General features: G+C 69.9%; 20 protein-coding genes and 2 pseudogenes. 7 read left to right on the top strand and 15 right to left on the bottom strand.

Translation table 11 applies throughout. From position 1 onward, the window contains the following. Positions 1-17: 17 nt before the first annotated feature. Positions 18-1,430 carry a nucleobase:cation symporter-2 family protein gene (locus OG844_RS03035; protein ID WP_406387922.1) on the bottom strand — a complete coding sequence of 471 codons (1,413 nt, stop codon included), beginning with the start codon at positions 1,428-1,430 and terminating at the stop codon, positions 18-20. 271 nt (positions 1,431-1,701) lie between these two features. Here OG844_RS03035 and OG844_RS03030 point away from each other — a divergent pair, with 271 nt between their 5' ends. Next, positions 1,702-2,835, top strand: a complete 1,134-nt coding sequence (locus OG844_RS03030) for a GH12 family glycosyl hydrolase domain-containing protein (protein WP_406387921.1) — start codon at positions 1,702-1,704, stop codon at positions 2,833-2,835. A 57-nt stretch (positions 2,836-2,892) separates the two neighbouring features. Here OG844_RS03030 and OG844_RS03025 read toward each other — a convergent pair whose 3' ends face one another. The 5 genes from OG844_RS03025 to OG844_RS03005 all read right to left on the bottom strand — a co-directional run bounded on the left by OG844_RS03025 (position 2,893) and on the right by OG844_RS03005 (position 6,786). After that, positions 2,893-3,303 carry a PTS-dependent dihydroxyacetone kinase phosphotransferase subunit DhaM gene (locus tag OG844_RS03025; protein ID WP_406387920.1) on the bottom strand — a complete coding sequence of 137 codons (411 nt, stop codon included), beginning with the start codon at positions 3,301-3,303 and terminating at the stop codon, positions 2,893-2,895. Then, positions 3,300-3,917: a dihydroxyacetone kinase subunit DhaL gene (dhaL, locus tag OG844_RS03020; protein WP_406387918.1), complete on the bottom strand. Its 618-nt coding sequence runs from the start codon at positions 3,915-3,917 to the stop codon at positions 3,300-3,302. Before dhaL ends, OG844_RS03025 begins: the two co-directional genes overlap by 4 nt. 37 nt (positions 3,918-3,954) lie before the next feature. Further along, positions 3,955-4,941: a dihydroxyacetone kinase subunit DhaK gene (gene dhaK, locus OG844_RS03015; RefSeq protein WP_406387917.1), complete on the bottom strand. Its 987-nt coding sequence runs from the start codon at positions 4,939-4,941 to the stop codon at positions 3,955-3,957. A gap of 380 nt (positions 4,942-5,321) precedes the next feature. Beyond that, positions 5,322-5,597: a hypothetical protein gene (locus OG844_RS03010; protein WP_406387916.1), complete on the bottom strand. Its 276-nt coding sequence runs from the start codon at positions 5,595-5,597 to the stop codon at positions 5,322-5,324. Positions 5,598-5,718: 121 nt separating this feature from the next. Further along, positions 5,719-6,786 carry a glycoside hydrolase family 11 protein gene (locus OG844_RS03005; RefSeq protein WP_406387915.1) on the bottom strand — a complete coding sequence of 356 codons (1,068 nt, stop codon included), beginning with the start codon at positions 6,784-6,786 and terminating at the stop codon, positions 5,719-5,721. Positions 6,787-7,367: 581 nt separating this feature from the next. Between OG844_RS03005 and OG844_RS03000 the strand changes: the two genes are divergently transcribed. Continuing rightward, positions 7,368-7,991 carry a hypothetical protein gene (locus tag OG844_RS03000; RefSeq protein ID WP_406387914.1) on the top strand — a complete coding sequence of 208 codons (624 nt, stop codon included), beginning with the start codon at positions 7,368-7,370 and terminating at the stop codon, positions 7,989-7,991. Positions 7,992-8,058: 67 nt separating this feature from the next. Here the strand turns inward: OG844_RS03000 and OG844_RS02995 are convergent, their stop codons facing one another. After that, a complete protein-coding gene (locus OG844_RS02995; RefSeq protein WP_406395976.1) occupies positions 8,059-8,703 on the bottom strand; it encodes a DNA alkylation repair protein in 645 nt (214 codons plus the stop codon). Positions 8,704-9,438: 735 nt separating this feature from the next. On the opposite strand from OG844_RS02995, the gene OG844_RS02990 reads away from it, so the two are divergent. Beyond that, on the top strand, positions 9,439-9,798 hold the full coding sequence (locus OG844_RS02990; protein ID WP_406387913.1) for a VOC family protein: 360 nt from the start codon (positions 9,439-9,441) through the stop codon (positions 9,796-9,798). 47 nt (positions 9,799-9,845) lie between these two features. On the opposite strand, the pseudogene OG844_RS02985 reads toward OG844_RS02990, so the two are convergent. From OG844_RS02985 to OG844_RS02965, 5 genes and pseudogenes are all read right to left on the bottom strand, one after another. Continuing rightward, positions 9,846-10,899, bottom strand: a pseudogene (locus OG844_RS02985) (aminoglycoside phosphotransferase family protein); the annotation flags it as partial. A gap of 82 nt (positions 10,900-10,981) precedes the next feature. After that, positions 10,982-11,374 carry a VOC family protein gene (locus tag OG844_RS02980; protein WP_406387912.1) on the bottom strand — a complete coding sequence of 131 codons (393 nt, stop codon included), beginning with the start codon at positions 11,372-11,374 and terminating at the stop codon, positions 10,982-10,984. Beyond that, complete coding sequence (locus OG844_RS02975) at positions 11,371-11,673, bottom strand: ArsR/SmtB family transcription factor (RefSeq protein WP_406387911.1); 303 nt, start codon at positions 11,671-11,673, stop codon at positions 11,371-11,373. Before OG844_RS02975 ends, OG844_RS02980 begins: the two co-directional genes overlap by 4 nt. Before the next feature lie 190 nt (positions 11,674-11,863). Further along, positions 11,864-12,670: a hypothetical protein gene (locus tag OG844_RS02970; protein WP_406387910.1), complete on the bottom strand. Its 807-nt coding sequence runs from the start codon at positions 12,668-12,670 to the stop codon at positions 11,864-11,866. A gap of 137 nt (positions 12,671-12,807) precedes the next feature. Further along, positions 12,808-12,966 carry a hypothetical protein gene (locus OG844_RS02965; RefSeq protein WP_406396390.1) on the bottom strand — a complete coding sequence of 53 codons (159 nt, stop codon included), beginning with the start codon at positions 12,964-12,966 and terminating at the stop codon, positions 12,808-12,810. On the opposite strand from OG844_RS02965, the pseudogene OG844_RS02960 reads away from it, so the two are divergent. Continuing rightward, positions 12,899-13,396: pseudogene (locus OG844_RS02960) on the top strand (aldo/keto reductase); the annotation flags it as partial. The gene OG844_RS02965 and the pseudogene OG844_RS02960 overlap by 68 nt on opposite strands. Positions 13,397-13,423: 27 nt before the next feature. Here the strand turns inward: OG844_RS02960 and OG844_RS02955 are convergent. Then, positions 13,424-13,891, bottom strand: coding sequence for an SRPBCC family protein (locus tag OG844_RS02955; RefSeq protein ID WP_406387909.1), 468 nt, complete (start codon positions 13,889-13,891; stop codon positions 13,424-13,426). 99 nt (positions 13,892-13,990) lie between these two features. Then, the gene (locus OG844_RS02950) at positions 13,991-14,350 is read right to left on the bottom strand and encodes a hypothetical protein (protein ID WP_406387908.1); all 360 of its coding nucleotides are present in this window, start codon (positions 14,348-14,350) and stop codon (positions 13,991-13,993) included. Positions 14,351-14,822: 472 nt separating this feature from the next. Here OG844_RS02950 and OG844_RS02945 point away from each other — a divergent pair, with 472 nt between their 5' ends. After that, positions 14,823-15,305, top strand: coding sequence for a DedA family protein (locus tag OG844_RS02945; protein ID WP_406387906.1), 483 nt, complete (start codon positions 14,823-14,825; stop codon positions 15,303-15,305). 313 nt (positions 15,306-15,618) lie between these two features. After that, the gene (locus OG844_RS02940) at positions 15,619-16,260 is read left to right on the top strand and encodes a hypothetical protein (RefSeq protein ID WP_406387905.1); all 642 of its coding nucleotides are present in this window, start codon (positions 15,619-15,621) and stop codon (positions 16,258-16,260) included. A 75-nt stretch (positions 16,261-16,335) separates the two neighbouring features. Here the strand turns inward: OG844_RS02940 and OG844_RS02935 are convergent, their stop codons facing one another. Continuing rightward, positions 16,336-17,313 carry a LysR family transcriptional regulator gene (locus tag OG844_RS02935; protein ID WP_406387903.1) on the bottom strand — a complete coding sequence of 326 codons (978 nt, stop codon included), beginning with the start codon at positions 17,311-17,313 and terminating at the stop codon, positions 16,336-16,338. Between the two features lie 56 nt (positions 17,314-17,369). On the opposite strand from OG844_RS02935, the gene OG844_RS02930 reads away from it, so the two are divergent. Beyond that, positions 17,370-18,338 carry an alpha/beta fold hydrolase gene (locus OG844_RS02930; RefSeq protein WP_406387902.1) on the top strand — a complete coding sequence of 323 codons (969 nt, stop codon included), beginning with the start codon at positions 17,370-17,372 and terminating at the stop codon, positions 18,336-18,338. Positions 18,339-18,341 lie beyond the last annotated feature (3 nt).

Here is an 18,341-nt window from a genome sequence, read left to right as displayed (position 1 = left end):
CACCGCGCCCGGACGGTTCAGACGCGCTGATCGTCGGCCTTCTGATCGCCGGCCTTCCGGACGGATTCCTCGCCCCGGCCGACGGGCACGCCGACCGGGGCGGCGGCGGCCTCCGGCCGTGAACCCGGCTTCGAGTGAAGGTGGTTGAAGAGAATGTTCAGCACGATGGCCGTCAGACAGCCCGCGCTGATCCCGCTGTGCATCACCGTCTGGAACCAGGCCGGGAACTGGTCGTAGAGCGTCGGCACCCCGACCGGCAGCACACCCATCGCCACCGAGACGGCGACGATCGTCAGATTGTTGTTGTCCTTGAACTCGACCTGGGCCAGGGTTCGCAGACCGCTCGCCGCGACGGTCCCGAACATCACCAGGCCCGCACCACCCAGCACCGGAGCCGGAATGGCCGCGATGACGGCGCCCAGCTTGGGCAGCAGCCCGAGAAGGACGAGGATTGCGCCCGCCGCGGCGACCACCCAGCGACTGCGGACCTTGGTCATGCCGACCAGGCCCACGTTCTGGGCGAACGCCGTGTAGGGGAAGGTGTTGAACACGCCACCGAGGACCGTGGACAGACCGTCGGCCCGCAGCCCGTCGGCCAGGGCGCGCGGCTCGACCCTGCGGTCGGTCATCTCGCCGACGGCGATGAAGTCCCCGGTCGTCTCCGTCATCGTCACCAGGGCCACGACCAGCATCGCGATGACGGCCGAGGCGTGGAACGTCGGAGCGCCGAAGTGGAAGGGCGTGCTGATGCCCACCCAGTGTGCGTCCCCGACCCCGCCGAAGTCCGTGAACCCGAACGGCACCGATACCGCGAGGCCCACCGCGATGCCGATCAGCACGGCGATCCGGCTCAGGAAGGCCGGCGCGAAGCCCTGGACAGCCAGGACTACGACCAGGACGAAGCCCGCCAGCGCAAGGTTCTTCGGGGCGCCGAAGTCCGGCGCACCCGCGCCGCCGGCCACCCAGTTGCCGGCCACCGGCAGCAGCGAGACACCGATGATCAGGATCACCGTGCCCGTCACGAGAGGCGGGAAGAACCTCAGCAGCCGTCCGAAGACCGGGGCCAGGAGGACGATCGCGAGTCCGGCGACGATCACGGATCCGTAGATGGCCGGCAGCCCGCCGCCCTGCGTGCCGATCAGCACCATCGGCGAGACGGCTGCGAACGTACAGCCCTGCATGATCGGCAGACGCACACCGAAGCGCCAGAAACCGACACACTGGATGAGCGTCGCCACCCCGCATATCAGCAGGTCCGCGGTGATCAGATAGGCCAGATCGGCGGGCGGCAGCTTCATCGCGCCGCCCACGATCAACGGCACGGCCACCGCGCCGGCGTACATGGCGAGCACATGCTGCAGCCCGAAGGCCGCCAGTTGGCGTATCGGTGGGACCGCGTCGACGGGATGTACGGGTGTTGCGGACACCATGGGGCGCTCCAAGGGCGGGCGGGGAGGGACGGAGAAGGTCCAACAGCACGAGACCGTATGGGCTTTAAACAATTTGTTGATTGCGTGCCTGTTGCCGGGATGTGTCGTACCCGCCGGACCGTGTGCGACCCGTCCGCGCGGCGTCCGGCGTGGGGTGGCGCGGGAAGTGTTACGGAGGGGCCCTTGTGGAGAGTCCCGACAGCCCCATAGGTTCCACGCCGGAGCAAGAACTGGGAGCGCTCCCATCATCGGGTCCTACCGAAAGGACATCATGAAGAGCCTCATCGCCTCTCTCAGGTCCGCACGGAGCGCCGTGACGGCGTTACTCGTGGCACTGGCCTCGCTCGCGGCGCTCGGCACGGTCGCGACACCCGCTCACGCCGACACCCTGATCTGCGACCAGTACGGCACGGCCGTCATCCAGGGGCGGTACGTGGTCCAGAACAACCGCTGGGGCACCGCTGACGAACAGTGCGTCAACGTCACCGCCAACGGCTTCACCGTCGAGAGGGCCGGCGGGTCGGTTCCGACGAACGGGGCACCCAAGTCCTACCCGTCCGTCTTCAACGGCTGCCACTACACGAACTGCTCGCCCGGGACCGCACTCCCCGAGCGGCTGAGCTCGATCAGCAGCGCGCCGAGCAGCATCACGTACGCCTACGTCGCCAACGCGGTCTACAACGCGTCCTACGACATCTGGCTCGACCCGGAGCCGAAGACCGACGGAGTCAACCGGACCGAGATCATGATCTGGTTCAACCGGGTGGGTCCCATCCAGCCGATCGGCTCGCAGGCCGGCACCGCCTCCGTCGGCGGCCGCACCTGGGAGGTCTGGACCGGGAGCAACGGCGGCAACGACGTGATCTCGTTCGTGGCACCGTCCGCGATCAGCAGCTGGACCTTCGACGTCATGGACTTCGTCGACCAGACCGTCGCCCGGGGCATGGCCCAGCCCTCGTGGTACCTCACCAGCGTCCAGGCAGGGTTCGAGCCCTGGCAGAACGGCGCCGGCCTCGGAGTGACCTCCTTCTCCTCGGCCGTCAACACCGGTGGCGGCACGGAGAACCCGGGTGAGCCGCCCGTGCCCGGCACCTGCCGCGTGGCCTACGGCACGAACTCGTGGTCGGGCGGATTCACCGCCGACGTCGCGGTCACCAACACCGGAACCGCACCCGTCGACGGCTGGAAGCTCGGCTTCACCCTGCCGTCGGGACAGAAGGTCACCCAAGCCTGGAACGCGGCCCTCTCGCCGTCCTCGGGCGCGGTGACCGCGACCAACGTGGGCTTCAACGGCCGGATCGCCGCAGGCGGCACCCAGTCGTTCGGCTTCCAGGGCACGTACTCGGGTACCTTCACCGAGCCCCAGCAGTTCACGCTCAACGGAGCGGTCTGCACGGTGACCTGAACACGCGGGTGACTCCTGGCAGGCCGCCCCGCCGCGCGCGGGACGGCCTGCCTCCGCTCACACCTTGCGGTAGTCGTAAGCGTCCGCCGCCGCTGCCTCCACCGCGGCCAGATCGCCCCCGGCCGACGCGGTCACCAGGGCGGCGACCGCGCCCTCGACGAACGGCGCGTCCACCAGCCGTGCGCCGTACGGCAGTTCGCCACCCTCGGACAGCATGGCCTTCACCGTCAGCACCGCGCTCCCGAGATCGACGAGCAGCGCGACCCCCACGCCCCTGTCCACCGACCTCGCGGCCCCGGCGATCAGCTCCGCACTGGTCCCGAGCCCTCCGGCGGAGGTGCCCCCGGCCGCAGCAACCGGGGCGGTCGCCCCACCGGCCGCCAGCTCCTTGGCCAGCTCCACGACGGCTTCGGCCACCGGGCCGCTGTGCGACACCAGGACGATCCCGACCTGCTTCTCCTCACTCACGCGTCTCCTCCGCCGCTCGTCCCCGCGGCCTCGGCGAGCGCCGCGACCAGGAGCGCCGACGACGTCGCACCCGGATCCTGATGTCCGATGCTGCGCTCGCCCAGATAGCTGGCCCTGCCCTTGCGCGCCTGCAACGGCACGGTCGCCAGCGCACCTGCCTGCGCCGCGTCCCGGGCCGCCGCGAACGAAACCCCAAGCACGTCGACGGCGGGCAGCAGCGCATCGAGCATCGTCTTGTCGCCGGCCTGTGCACCGCCCAGCTGAGCCACAGCGGCGACGCCCGCACCGAACGCCTCGGCCAGTTGACCGGGCGTCACCTCGGGTGTGTCGCCCAGCGCCTTTCCGGTACGCCGCAGGAGCGTCCCGTACAGCGGTCCGGACGCCCCGCCCACCGTCGAGATCAACTGCCGCCCCACGAGCCTCAGCACGGCCCCGGGTGTCGCGGGAGGATCCTTCTCCAGTACAGCCGTCACCGCGGTGAAGCCGCGCTGCATGTTGCTTCCGTGATCGGCATCCCCGATCGCGGCGTCGAGGTCGGTCAAACGGCTCGCCTCACGCTGGACGGCCGCCGCGGTGGCGGCCATCCAGCGAAGGAAGAAGTCGGTGTCGAGCACAAGATCTCCTGTTCCCTCACGCGTGCCGGGCAGTGGTTCACCGGCCCCAGCGGAGCGCAGACGTCTGAACCGGCGCGTCCCAGAGCCGTAGCATCTCCTCATCCACCTGACAGAGCGTCACCGAGCAGCCCGCCATGTCGAGCGACGTCACGTAGTTCCCCACCAGCGTACGAGCCACGGCCACGCCCCGCTCGGACAGCACCCGATGTACCTCGGCATTGAACCCGTACAGCTCCAGCAGCGGTGTCGCGCCCATCCCGTTGACGAGGGCCAGCACGGGACCGTTCGGCCGCAGATCCTCCAGCACCGCGTGGACGGCGAAATCGGCGATCTCTCCGGACGTCATCATCGAGCGCCGCTCCCGCCCCGGCTCCCCGTGGATCCCGATGCCCAACTCCAGTTCCCCGGGCGGGAGATCGAAGGTCGGACTGCCCTTCGCCGGAGTGGTCACCGCGCTGAGCGCCACCCCGAAACTCCGGGAGGACTCGTTCACCCGCCGCGCCACCGCCTCCACCCTTTCGAGCGGCGCACCCTCGTCGGCGAGGGCACCGGCGATCTTCTCGACGAACACCGTCGCGCCCGTGCCGCGGCGGCCCGCCGTGAACGTGCTGTCGGCCACCGCCACGTCGTCGTCGACCAGGACCCGGGCGACCCGAATGCCCTCCTCCTCGGCGAGCTCGGCCGCCATGTCGAAGTTCAGCACGTCACCGGTGTAGTTCTTGACGACGAACAGCACTCCCGCACCACTGTCGACCGCGGCGGCGGCCCGCACCATCTGGTCGGGCACGGGGGAGGTGAAGACCTCCCCGGGACACGCGGCGGACAGCATTCCCGGCCCGACGAACCCCGCATGCAAGGGTTCGTGCCCGGACCCGCCGCCGGAGACGATCCCCACCTTCCCGGCCACGGGCGCGTCGCGCCGCACGACCAGACGGTTCTCGACGTCCACGGTGAGCTCGGGGTGGGCGGCGGCGATGCCGCGAAGGGCGTCGGCGACGACGGTCTCCGGCACGTTGATGAGCATTCTCAACGGTTCCTCCTGGGTTGGTTGCGGGCTGGGCCCTGGTCCAGGCTATTGCCCGCTCAGTAGGTCTGAAGGGGTTCGTGGGTTGTGGTGGCCGGTGGGTCTCTCGGGCGGTGTCCGGCGGGGCTGGAGGTCGAATGTGACCTCAGTGCCCGCCCGGTGGAACGGAACGCACCGGTCGAGGTCTGCATCTCGACCGGCGCCTCCGCGTACGACTGCCGCCCAGCAACTCGCACGAGTGGCGGGGCGACCCTGCACCTCGAATCTCCGGGCGGGGCCGGTGGCGAAACGCTGCGGGAGTGTCAGTCGGTGCGCCTCGTGAAGGCTGATGCTGCGAGCTTCCGGTAGTGCTGAGCGTGGGCATTGCTCGGGTGGAGGACTCAGCCCGGACCGAGGAGGGCGTCGCCCAATCCGCTGCCCGCAGCAGCGGCGTCCAGGAGGCGGCTGGGGTCCCAGTCGAAGCGTCGGAGCACCATCGCGGCGAGGACGACGGCAGCGATCAGCAGAATAGCCACTTCGGCCAGTTGTACGCGGGCTGTGCCGCGGATCCCGCCGTGGACGGCCAGGAACAGCATCAGTCCGCCGACGGTGATGATGACTGCCGAGGTGGTCGTGGTTCCGGAGAATCCCCTCACGAAGCTCGTGAGCCGGCCCATCGCGGTCGAAGCGCTGCTTGCCCGTTCCCGCTTGACCACTGGACCAGGCCCCAGGACCGGCAACGGCGCGGTGCCCGAGGGGGCACCGCGCCGGAGCGAGTGGGTACGTGGGACGCCGAGGTCAGCCCACGCTGCAACTGCCGACCGATGGGGACGGGCTGCTGGGTCCGCTGACGGTGAAGCCGAACGACGTCGACTGCCCCGCGCCCAGGGTGCGGTTGTGACTGACCGGCGTCACGGTCAGAACGTTCCCGCTCCGGCTCGAGGTTCCGTTCCAGAGGGAGGTGACCGTCTGGCCGCCGGCCAGCGTCACCGGCACCTTCCAGTTGGTGACGCCGCTGCTGCCCGCATTGATGGTCACCTCACCGTTGAAGCCGTTGTTCCACGAGCTGGTGGTGCGGTAGGTGGCGGTGCAGGCACCTGTCGCCGGAGGAGGAGTGGTACCCCCGCCCGGAGGCGGGGTGGTGGGCGTGGTCCCGCCACCGCCCAGGCTGACGCTGGAGCTGCCGGTGCTCTGGTAGCCCTCCGTGGCCATGATCATGTAGTAGTTGAACGCCCCCATCGGCATCCCGGCCGCTTGCCAGGCGTCGAAGTGCGCGCCGGTGTTGATGGTGCCGCTGCTGCGCTTGCTCTGCCGGATGCTCCAGTACTGCTGGAAGGTCTTGGTGCCTTCCACGGAGGGCTGGTTGGTCCGGGTGGACTCGTAGATGTCGTACGTACCGCCGCCGTCGGTGACCGTGCCGCGCCTCGTGCCGGCGGAACCGGGGTTGTACGGGCCGAAGTTCTCCACGATGTAGTACTCGACCAGCGGGTTGGCGGTCCACCCGTACAGCGCCAGGTAGCCGTTGCTGCCCGGGTTGAACGAGCCGGAGTAGGTGACGGCCCGGCGGCTGCCGTTGCTCCAGCCGAGACCGCCGACCCAGTTGTTGGTGTTGCTCCACTGGCTGCTGTACGAACCGGCCGTGTCCGACAGCGTCATGCTGACGGAGCCCGGGGCGTCGGTCCAGAAGGAGTAGTAGTAGCCGTTGTGCGTACCGGTCGCGTTGCTGGTGAGGACCGTTGCGGCGCGCGCCGTGCTGGGAAGGAGCAGCCCTGCTGTCCCGGCCGCCACCAGCGCCCCGGCACCGCCGAAGACGAGCTTCCTGCGGCTGACCTGACGTGGTTCGGAGTTGTGCGGGGTGTCGCTCATGCGTTGATTCCTCCTCGCGAATTGCGCGGTCTGTGACCAAAAGACACGCCGAGCACACGTCGGCGTTCATCGATGAGGTGACACAGCCCGGCCGTGCGCATCCCGTGCACGGCCGGGGAGCGTCACAACAGTCGGGCCTGGCAAGGAAGTTGTCAACGGTTTACGTAACCTTTCCGAAACTCAGGCGACATTGTGGATCTCTTCTGTGCTGGTCAACACAGGTGTGGGAAGAAAAATGGTTGAGGGAGGCCGGGATGTCGCCGAACAGGCGGCACCGAAACTTTCGGAGTCTCGAAAGTTTCGGTGCCGATTTCGGCGGGGTGCGAGGCGGCTGCTCTCCGGACGGGACGGCCGTGGCGGCGGGGGACTTCCGGGGGCTCCATGGCAGTGGTCGTGCGGTGGCCGGCGGGGAGAAGACGGCACCGGTACCGATCCGGACCCGGCAGGGACGGACGGCCGGCCCGTCTCGTGGTCTGCGGGCCCGAGCACGGTCTGCCGGGGGATGCCGGAGGCCGTACCGCGCTCCCCTCTGTGGAGGCAAGGGCGGGGCGCGCGGTCACCCGAGGTGGCAGGCTAGCGGGGTGCTGATCAAGGGATACGACTGCGGCCCGCTGGTTGCGGGGGAGTCACTGCTGGCTCGCCCGGGCTTCTGGTCGAACTACCTCATGGCGATGTGTGTCGACGTGACAGGTGCTGAGAGGCCTGTTCCGGAGTGGTTCGGCGACGACGGTGCCGATGTCGATGCCCTGTCCGAGATCCTCTTCGATCCTGAACGCTGGCCGGTGTTCCGGCTGCCCGCGGCAGACGGCTCCGGAGTCGTGGTGGTCTGCCGCAACACGGTCGGCGACTACGGCTTCGACTATCTCCTCACTCACCCGGGGCAGAGGCACGGACAGCGGATCGCCACCTGGGAAGGAGGGTTCTCGGGGGCCGGGATCGACTGGAACCAGCTGGCCCGCATCGCTGACAACCCCGCTCCCGCGGCTGAAGGGGTGGAGGAATCCGCCGCCAGACTCCTGCTCGCCCTTCCCCTTCTCAACGACATGCACTGCCCGGAGTCGGCGCAGGCGCGGCTCGGTGCCGCCCTGACTGCGGCGGGCGCCCCCCGAGCCACCGCCCCGGACACCGCGGGGCTGCTGCTTGCGCACCTGATGGGCAGAGCCCACCACGACCACACCTGGGGCTCGCCGCTCAGCGGTACCTGATGCCGAGGCCGGCCCTGAGTCGCGGCGCGGGCCCAGCCCGGCCTCGCCCCCACCGGTGCGAACCTTCCTACCGGGCGTCCTGCCGGCGCACCAGCTCGGTGATCCAGACGGGCGCGAACGGCGACGTGCATCCCGGGGAAGTCGGGTAGTCCTTGAGTACTTCAAGACGCTCACCGATGCCGATCGCACGGGCGCGGTGCCCGGCGTGGTCGATCCCGATCTGAGCCAGGCAGTGGTTCATCGCCCACTGAAGGCGGTCCGGGGCGTTCTTCATCTCCGCCTCGATGACGTCGAGCAGTCCTGAGAGGTCGAGGCCCTCGGGCTTCTTCGCCACGCGTTCGGTGGTCAGCGCCCATCCGGCACTCGCGACCGCTGGATCCGGATCGGCGAACCAGGCCAGGCGCAGCTCTTCGGCATGCGGGTTCTTCTTCACCACGTAGTTCACGAGCCAGTCGTGCACCTTGGGCGTACGCGCTTCGCGCACCATGGCGTCCAAGTCGTCGCGCTCGAACGCCTTAGGGCGGCAGATCAGAATCGCCAGCAGCCGCGCCGCGGTGTCACCCGTCTCCCAGAGCCCGCACGCGAGATCCTGCTGCGTCTTCAGCCGCTTCGCGAGGGCGCGCAGCTTGCTGAGGTTCGCACCGTGGTCGTCACCGTGCTTCTTGTTCACCGCGCGCGCTTTCGGGTCCTCGAGCTCGGCCAGCTCGGCCATCACCTCGGCCAGCGTCGTCCCGGCCACCTGAGCCTCCTGTCCGTCACGTGCGAGGTCTCAGCCTACGACGGACCTCGGCCTCCTTCCGTACGCGCAGGTCCGACGACACCTCGTGCTGTCGGCCTCCCGGGAACAGCCGGACGGTGCCGGCGCCCCGGATGCAGGCATCCTGCCCGCGCTTCGACGACCGGGCCGCCGCTGTCGACGTCTGCCGGAGCGAGGACCCGCAACGTGTGAGCGCAGGCGAACGATCACGCGGAGGCCGCAGGCCACAGCGTGGACACTTCGGTACGCAGTGCCCTTCTCCCGTCGTATCTCTGTGCGATGGCACGGGGGAAGCGGTGAATCGCGTGTGGGTTCTGGCGGCGGTCGCCGCCACGGTCGGCGCACGCCGGGGACACCAGGTGGCGCAGCACCGGTTCTTCCGGCTATGCCCGCATGATCAGCCTGTCTACGACGCCGACCACCACGCCGTCTACGACCCGGCTCTGTCCTCGCCAAGGGCGCCTACCTGCCCCGAACCCAGGCGGGTGCCCCGCCGGCACCTTGTCCCCGCCCGGCCCCTCACCCCGTCCGCCCGGCGCGTCGAAGGTGGGGGCGGCGCTCCCGCGCGTTGCCGGCACGAGGGCTGAGGCTCGGTGGCAGGCTGCAGGGCACGAGCACCTGTCGTGCGCCCCGGGTCGTTCGCCACGGATGTGCGCCACGGGACAAGCCTGCCGCTTTCGAGGAGCAATGATGGAAGCCACCCGCATCACAGTGAATCTCCGTGTGCCGGACATCGCGGCCGCCCGTGACTTCTACACCGGCTATCTCGGCCTGAGCGTCGAGGACTTCAATCTGGGCTGGGTCGCTCGCTACCGGTCGCCCCACGGAGGTGCGGAGCTCCAGCTCCTCACCCGCGACGCCACCGCACCCCAGGACCCGGTCGCCTCGGTCAGGGTCGGTGCGGGCGTCGACGACGCGTACGCCGAGGCGCGACGGCGCGGGTACGAGATCGTGCACCCGCTCACCGACGAACCGTGGGGCTTGCGCCGATTCTTCGTCCGCGCACCCGACGGCAACATCCTGAACATCGCCGGCCACCCGGACGCCTGAACGGCGACGAGTGGCCCGTCGGTGGTCACCCAGGCCGTCGGTCCCGGGGGGCGGGTGTTCTGCGCGGGCGGAGGGCGCAGCGTGGACCAGCGTTCCAGCAGGCGCGCGCGGCCGGTGCCGCGCAGAGGCGGCCGAGTGCGTGCAGACGGTCGTGGTCGCGGGTCATGTCCGCGACCACACCGAGCCGGTGGACGAGGCGCTCCCCGGGCGGAGACGTAGCCCCACTCGAAATCCTCCGCCGGTACCCGCGCGAGGTGGTCGACCGACTCGCGACGGGCGCGTCCGACGAGTGCGTCGCCACGGATGAGCCAGCCGGCGCAGGCGTCGGCGAGGTCGCCGGGGACGTCGGTGCCGGTGAGGCTCCGCCAGAGGGCACGGTAGACGCCCTCGGCTTCCGCGAGGGGCGCACCGGTGACCGACATCGCACACCAGCAGGTCGGGAACCCGATGCGGAGGTAGGCGAGTTGGGCCAGGCCGTTGCCCAGCGACGGTGCTCGAATTCGACGAAGCGGACGTCGGTGGCGGTGCGCAGGTCGTTGCCTGGGCAGGGGTCGCCGTGAGGCAGCGCATGGTGGGGTGCGGGCCGGAGCCGGTCGATCAGGCCGGTGAGTTCGTCGGCACCGCGGGTGGGACAGGGACGTCGAGGGCCTCGGCGAGGGCGAGGAAGGAGTCGGCGTCCGCGGTAGTCGGCCCGGACCATGCGGGGAGCGTGCCCGTATCGGCCGGTCCGGTGAGTCCGCAGCCGGGCCAGGGACTCGGCGTAGCCCGGCATCCAGTCGTCGGCCGCGCCGAGGTCGTCCAGGTGTTCCGGAACCATCACACGGGAGGCGGGATCCGTTCCGGGCAGTGCGGGTGCGACGCTCGGGCGGGTGGCCCGTGCGGCGAGCCGCAGCGCGGCGACCTCCCGCGCATAACGCGCGTCCCCGGGCGGCGCGGTGCCGCCCCCGCCCCCAACGGTGATCTGTTTGACGATCACCCGGCCACCGTCGCGCAGCCCGACCCGCCACACCCGGGAGCGCGGGCTGCTGTCCAGGAGTACGGCCTTCGTGGGGAGCCCAACGCGGAGCGCAGCTCGTCGCTGATCGGCACCCGGGTCGGCATGCCGGTCAGCGTAGGCTTCCGCCGTGCGGTGTACGGACATCCGGTGAGCGCCCCACCGCTGTCCGGCCGGTCGACGGAACGCCTACTTCGGCTGCGTCGCGATCTGGATCAGGTTGCCGCAGGTGTCGTCGAAGACGGCGGTGGTGACAGGCCCCATGTTGAGGGGCTCCTGGATGAAGCGGACGCCGAGGCCGCGCAGGCGCTCGTACTCCGCCTCGACGTCGTCGACGGCGAACTGGGCGAGCGGGATGCCGTCCTCGACGAGCGCGTCGCGGTAGGTCCTGGCGGCCGGGTGGCCGACGGGCTCCAGGAGGAGTTCGGTACCGCCGGGCTCGTCGGGCGAGACGACGGTCAGCCACCGGTCCTTCTCGCCCAACGGGACGTCGTGCTTCGTCACGAAGCCGAGGATGTCGGTGTAGAAGTGCTGGGCCTTGGCCTGGTCGTCGACGAAGACGCTGGTCAGATGGATCTTCATGGGGTGCTCTTCTCCGGTCCGGATGTGTCGGGCACGAGCCACCGCTCGGCGATATGCCGCAGAGGGGCCGTGTTCAGGTCGTGGAACTTGTAGCGGCCCTCCCGCCTGGTCTCGACGAGCCCGGCGGCTTCCAGCACGGCGAGGTGCTGGGAGACCCCCTGGCGCGAGATGCCCAGCTGATGCTTCATGCTCAGCCGCGAGCAGATCTCGAACAGTGTCTGCCCGGACTTCTCGGTGAGCTCGTCGAGGATCGTGCGGCGGGTGGGGTCAGCCAGGGCTTTGAAGACGTCGTCGGCCACGCCCCCAAGAATAGGCAAACATTCACTTGCCTATCAAGTCGCGGTGCACCCCGCGTGGCGTTCACGATCCGAGGCCTGGACCGGCCGTCGCCCAGATGCTCCTCCATGCCGGTGCCTGGCAGCGCGGGGGCCCACCCCGCCGGGCACGCCGCCTTCCCCGCCTCCCGGAGGCCGACCGCCTTCCCGGAGGTCAGGCCCCGCCTTCGCCGGTGACCGACACGGCGGCCGCATCCAGTCCCGGTGCGGCCCTCCGTGCGAGTTCCGGGGCATCGTCCCGATCCGCCGCGTCCGCCAAGGTGATGCCCACGCGGGCGGACTGCAGGCTCGCGCCGACGACCGGGTGCTCAGCGACCACGGCCTCGTACGCGGCGATCGCCTCCGTCGGGAGGCCACCGTCGACGTCCGACTGGACGAGGAGGCCGGGCCGCACGTCGCGCCCCGTGCGGACCTCGACCGATGTCACATCCGACAGCGGTCGGTGCCGGCCGCCGCTGTCGGCCATGTCGTCGAACCCAAGGGCGCCGGCGGAGTCGACGGCGGTGACCTTGGACAGCCAGCGGTGGCCCTTCTTCGAGGACGAACCACTGATGTCGCCGTCCACCACCCGTTCATCCGTCGCCAGTGACCGCCACAGTGCCACGACTTCGCCGGCACGCCGCTTGTCCGCGTCAACGGTGACGGTGATGCCGTCCGCCGTGATCCGGCCGGTGATCGAGTCGTTGCGTGCGACGTACTCGCTCAGCTCGTTCGCCCGCTCGGCCACACGGTCGGGCGGGGTGTCGTCCTTGAGGACGAGCACACCGATCGCCTTTCCCATGAAGGGCAGGGTGTTGTCCCCGAGGGTGCTGACCTTCTCGACGTCCGAAGCGCCGACCCAGTCCTCTTCGAAATCCGCAGCGAGCGCCGTTCCCTTGTCGACGGCGCAGCCGGTCAGCAGCGGCATTGCCAGAACGAACGCGATGATCGGTATCGGCCACCGTGAGGCGTTGCTTCTCACCGCCGTCTCCTCGAATGCAGGTGAGCAGGCCGGAGCGGATCGGGCCCGGGCCCCGCCTGCGATAGTCAGTCAGGACAGCCGTAGCCTATGGCTGCGTTTGCTGACGGAAAGGAGGTTCGCCTTCTCCGGTGGCCGCTTCACTGTTCGGGCGTGCCCGCTGCTTCCATGGGGAACTCCTCGACGCCGAGCACGCGCAGCAGCTCCAGCCGCTCACGGGCCTCGTCGTCCGCCGTACACCCGGTCGCCGACCTGCAGATCGAGTACTCGCTGATCTCCCGCGCGGTGGAGGCGGACATTCTGCCCACGCTGCGGGAGCTCGGCATCGGCCTGACCGCGTACGGCGTCCTCAGCCGCTGCCTCATCTCCGGGCACTGGTCCGCCGGCCACACCGCCGGTCCCGGTGACAGCCGCAGCTTCAGCCCGCGGTTCTCGAGCGGGAACGTGGAACACAACCTCACCCTCGTGGAGGCTCTGCGCCGGGTCGCCGAGGCGAAGGGGTGCACCGTCGCCCAGCTGGCCATCGCCTGGGTGGCCGCCCAGGGCGAGGCCATCGTGCCGCTGGTCGGCGCTCGCACCCGCGAGCGGCCGGCCGAGGCGCTGCCCGCGATCGACCTGAACCTCACCGACGACGACCTCGCCGAGATCGAGAAGGCGGTGCCGCCGGGCGCGGCGCGCGGTGACCGGTACCCGTCCGCCTTCATGTCCGGCCTCGGCGTGGGGAACTGAGCGCACTCCCGGCGCGGGCGACGTGAGTCAGCCGGCCGCTTCGACGTAGGACGCCAGGTTGGCCAGCGAGGAGGCGATCCCGGCCTCGTGGTCCGTCCGGTCGATGCCGGGCGGTACGTCCGTGGCGGTGACGGTCACCTCGGTCCCCTCACCGGCGGCGGCGAGGTACCAGGTCATCGTCATGGTGCCCGCGTACGACGGGTCGTCGGCCTCGAACACAGCCCGCGTCACCACACGCTCCGGTGGCACGAGGTCGGCGAACCCGACGTCGACGACATCCGTCGCATCCGAGGTCTTGCCCGGGCTGTCGGTGGCGTCGAGGTAGGTGAGGATCATCCGGAATCCGCCACCCGGTCGGGGATCCCACCGCTCGACCCGCCCGCGCATGCCGTCCGGCGGCAGCCAGGCCTCGAGCGACTCCCGGTCGAGGAGGGCGCCGTAGACAGCCGCCGGTGGTGCCGCGATCATCCGGCTGGCGCGGTCGGTCCTGCTCATGGCCCGATCCTAGGGCCAGTGGACAAGGCCGGGCTGCCGAAGCCGGCGGGTCGATCGAGAAGCGCGCCAGGTGCCGTGGCGCAGTGCCCTTGAACGCCGTCACCAGACGATGACCCCGCCGCCCTCGGCCATGGCCCGCACGGCGGCGACAAGGATGTTGTCGAACCGTGCGGCGATGTAATCGGCGTCGTAGCCGCTCCGTTCAGCAAGATGATCAAAGTGTGCGCGTACCACTTCGCACTCGGCAAGGAAGTCGTCGACCTCGACCGGCTCCACGTAGAGGTCACCCCCGTCCAACCGGGGGAAGAACCGCGCCCCCAGAGCCCGGATCGCCTCGGATCCCCACAGGCGGCTGCGGGTGTTCTCGAATCCGGCCATGGTGTCGGCGTACTCGGGATCTTCCAGGAATTCGCGTGTACCGTCGGCGTCGTAGACGTAGGTGTGCACAAGGAGAGTCATGCGCCGATTCTCGGGAGCGGGGCCACCCGAAGTCGAACGCAATACTCGCTGCCGAGTCCCGCCCCGGACACAGGAAAGCCCCGCCCCAAGTCCTTCGTCAGCCCTATGGACCTGCCCCGTCGACCATGATCCACTGTCGGCGGCGCGGAACCTCATCACCAGGACGTTCGGGGCCTCCCCAACCGGCCGACCGCTTTCACTGCCCGACGTCTGTCGCTCGCCGGGCAGCCCGGTGCCCTGTATCCGCCGTATGCGCGTTCGGTTAGGCTGGCCTTGCCTGACGCGTGGACCTGCGCGGCGGGTTCGGGTTCCGGCGCCGCGGGAGGGACCCCGGTAAACGGAACGGGCAGAGGCAGGGCGCAGGTGAGAGACGGTGACCGGGATCGTGCGGGTCGTACTCCCGGTGGGGCGGGAACGTCCATGCGCGTGACGGGGGACGCGGGTTCTTGCCCGGCGTTCCGGACGAGGCGTCGTGGATAAGATCGCGCACACGGCCGGAGCCCTGTACGTCATCGTCCTGCTTCGCGCCGGAGGGACGTTCGCCGTCGGGTGGCTCGCCGGCGCGGGTGCCAGGCGCAGCAGGTTCGCCGGGCGGATCTCCTCGGCCAAGTTCCGGCGCGCGGAGCGGGCGATCCAGCGGTGGGGCGCGCCGGTGGTGGCCGTCTCCTTCCTGACCGTCGGTTTCCAGACCGCCGCCAACTTCCTGGCGGGCAACATGCGCATGCCGTTGCCGCGCTACCTCCCCGCGCTGTTCGTGGGCGGAGCGGCCTGGGCGCTGATCTACGCGACCGCGGGCCTGGGCGTGCTCGACGTGCTGGGAAGGCTCTTCGCCGAGCGGACGGCCCTCGGGGTGTCCGGCGTGGCCGTCCTCGTCCTCGCGGTGTGCGGAGTGGTCGCGTACCGCAGCCGGAGGGCGGTCCCGTCCTCCGGTGACACGGTGGCCGACGAAACATGAACCGGCCCGACCGGTGAACCTCCAACGCGCCGACCGCACCGCGAGCGGTCTGCGCGCGGGCCGTGTGGATCAACGCCTACGCGGACATGAGTGCCGGCACGGTCCCCTTCGGCGGCTCAAGCAGTCCGGCTTCGGCGGCGAACACGGCATCGAGACCCTGGACGCCTGCTCCGCGACCAAGACCGTCGTGGTCCACATCCGACCGGTCCGGGAACCGCCACGCTCCTTCCGGGCGTCGTCAGGCGCGCGTCACCATGCGTGTGCCACGCCGAAATGCCTTGCGTGCCACGCCAGATACCCAAGGAGCAGCAGCATGAGCGTTCACGGCAGCACGCGGCCCCGGAGCAGCAGACGAAGCAGCACCGGTGCGTCCTCGCGGCGCGGTCCTCGTACGGGCGTCAGGGCGGTGCTGCTCCTTGCGCTCGTCCTGGGGGCCACCACCGCCTGCAGCGAATCCTCCGGCGGCGGCGATCAGAAGGCCCGGGAGTGGAAGGTCGGAGACTGTGCCGGACCTGACAGCGGCGGGGCGAAGGGCAGTTTCCAGAGCCTCGACTGCGACGACCCCAAGGCGACGATCAAGGCCCTTGCCGTCATGGACGGTTCCTTCTTCGCCGGGGCCGTCGAATGCCCGGCCGGTACGGACGAGATCATCTCGGTGAAGGTCGCCATCGGCTCAGGTGACGCCAGCAACGGCCTCCCCAGCAAGACGATCTGCGGCCGTAACCTGTCCGGCGACCACCCCGGTGATGCCGGAGCGGGTGGTGGCCAACTGGTGGTGGGCGACTGCGTGGACGATACCGCCAAGGAAGTGGCCTGCGGTGCTGGGGGCAGCGGCGCGAGCAAGGTGGTGGCCCTGACGAAGACCGCCGAGGAATGCCCTGCGGGAGCCGACCCCATGGACCTGTTCCCGAGCCCGGGCAGGCCGTACGACACGATCTGCACCAGCAAGGCCTGACCTCCTGCCGGCCGAAGACGGTGCGGCGAGGCGGAGGTCCGCTTCGCCCCACCGTGGTGTCGACCCCCGCCCCGGCTACGGGGTCCCGCCGAACCCGTCCCGTGTCGCCTCAGGGTGCTCGCCCCGGCCTGCCACTGCGGATTCCCGGGGAAGCGCGTCCAGGCAGCTTGCGGCGTCCGAGAGTGCGGTGAGCAGGGCGCTCAGTGACGGCGGGACCGTCGTCGTGCCGCGCACGGCGGCGCAGATCTTCCTGACCGGTTCGGGCCCCCGGACCTGGCGCACGACGACGTCCGCATCGGTACCGCGCAATCCCATTCGAGGAATCAGTGCGACGCCGATGCCTGCGGCGACGAAACCCAGGGCCGTCGCGTAGTCCCCGCTCTCCACCGTGAAGCCGGGGCTGAAACCGGCGGCCGCGCACGCGGTGAGCACGATGTCCAGACACCGGTCGGAGGCCCGTTCGCTCCCCACCCATGCCTCGTCGGCGAGCGCGCCGAGATCGATCACCGGCTGCCCTGCGAGGCGGTGCCCGACCGGCAGGACCACGTGGTACGGGTCGTCGAGAAGAGGTACCAGACGGACCCCGCCCGGGATATCGCCCTGTGGCCGGACCACTACCGCCAGATCGGCCGAGCCCTCTTTGACCTCCGGCAACGGGTCGTGCGGATCGCTCAGCTTGAGCTCGACCCGGATTCCCGGGTGTCCGTGCCGCATGCGGGCGAGGGCCGGAGCCACCAACGAGGCGCCGGCGGAGCTGAAGTAGCGGACGCTCACATGGCCGGTCCGGCCCTCTCGGAGGTCGGCGAGTGCCGTCTCCGCCTCGGCCACGGTCCTGCTGATGGTGTCCGCGTAACGGGTCAGCAGCCGTCCGGCCTCGGTGGGCCGTACGCCCCGGCCGGCTCTCTCCAGCAGCGGCGTCGCGGCCTCCTTCTCCAGAGCCGAAACCTGCTGGCTGATGGCCGACGGTGTGTAACCGAGGTTCGCGGCCGCGGCGGACACGGATCCGCTGGTGACCACAGCGCGGAGGATCTGCAGACGCCTCATATCCAGCATGTAGGTGAGCTTAACAGTCGCTATAGATCATTTCACTTGTCCTGTCGAGTTGCTGGATGCAGGGTGAGCAGTGGAAAGCAGCGGCGGCCCTCGCCGAGGCGCCCGACACGACAGGAGCCTTCACCATGCCCTTCGGCCAGGATCCACACGAACCGTTCGACATCACGCACGGAATGGCGGATCTGTCCCCGGGCCTCCGGCTGCACTACGTGTCGGCCGGCGAGGGTGTCCGCACGATCGTGCTGGTCCACGGATTTCCCCAGACCTGGTGGGAGTGGCGTCGGGTGATGGGACCGCTCGTCGCGGCGGGCTACCGCGTGATCGCTCCCGACTACCGGGGTGCCGGGCACTCGTCGCGCCCTGCCTCCGGCTACGACAAGTGGACCGTGGCGCGCGACATCCACCAACTGCTGCACGAGCACCTCGGAATCCACGAGCCCGTCGTACTCGTCGGCCACGACATCGGCCTCATGGTCGCCTACGCGTACGCACAGCAGTTCCGCCACGACGTGTCCCATCTCGTGGCAGTGGACGCACCGCTTCCCGGTACCGAAGTGTTCGACCGGCTGCGCACCGACTCACGGGTGTGGCACTTCGCGTTCCACGGGGCGCGTGACATCGCGGAGATGCTGGTGGCCGGACGTGAACGGCAGTACCTCCAGGCATTCTTCGCCGTACGCAACTCCGATCCCTCAGCCATCGACGAAACCGACTTCGACGTCTACGTCTCGGCCTACTCCGCGCCCGGAGCGATGCGTGCGGGATTCGAGCTGTACCGAGCGTTCGACGCGGATGCCGAGGAGAACCGTGCAGCACTCGGGCGCGACGGCAAACTGACCGTACCGGTGCTGGCCGTCGGCGGGGCGATGAGTACCTCGGGGGCGCTCGTCGAGGAGATGATGCGGGAAGTGGCCCACCGGGTGACGGGCTTCATCGTGCCGGGTACCGCGCACTGGATCCCCGAGGAGAACCCGCAGGAATTCACCGCCGCAGTACTGGCGTTCCTCCGCGCACAGGACGGCTGACTG

This window comes from Streptomyces sp. NBC_00887 (assembly GCF_045207585.1).
The sequence above is the reverse complement of the archived record's forward strand: the minus strand, read 5'-3'. Positions and strand labels throughout refer to the sequence as shown.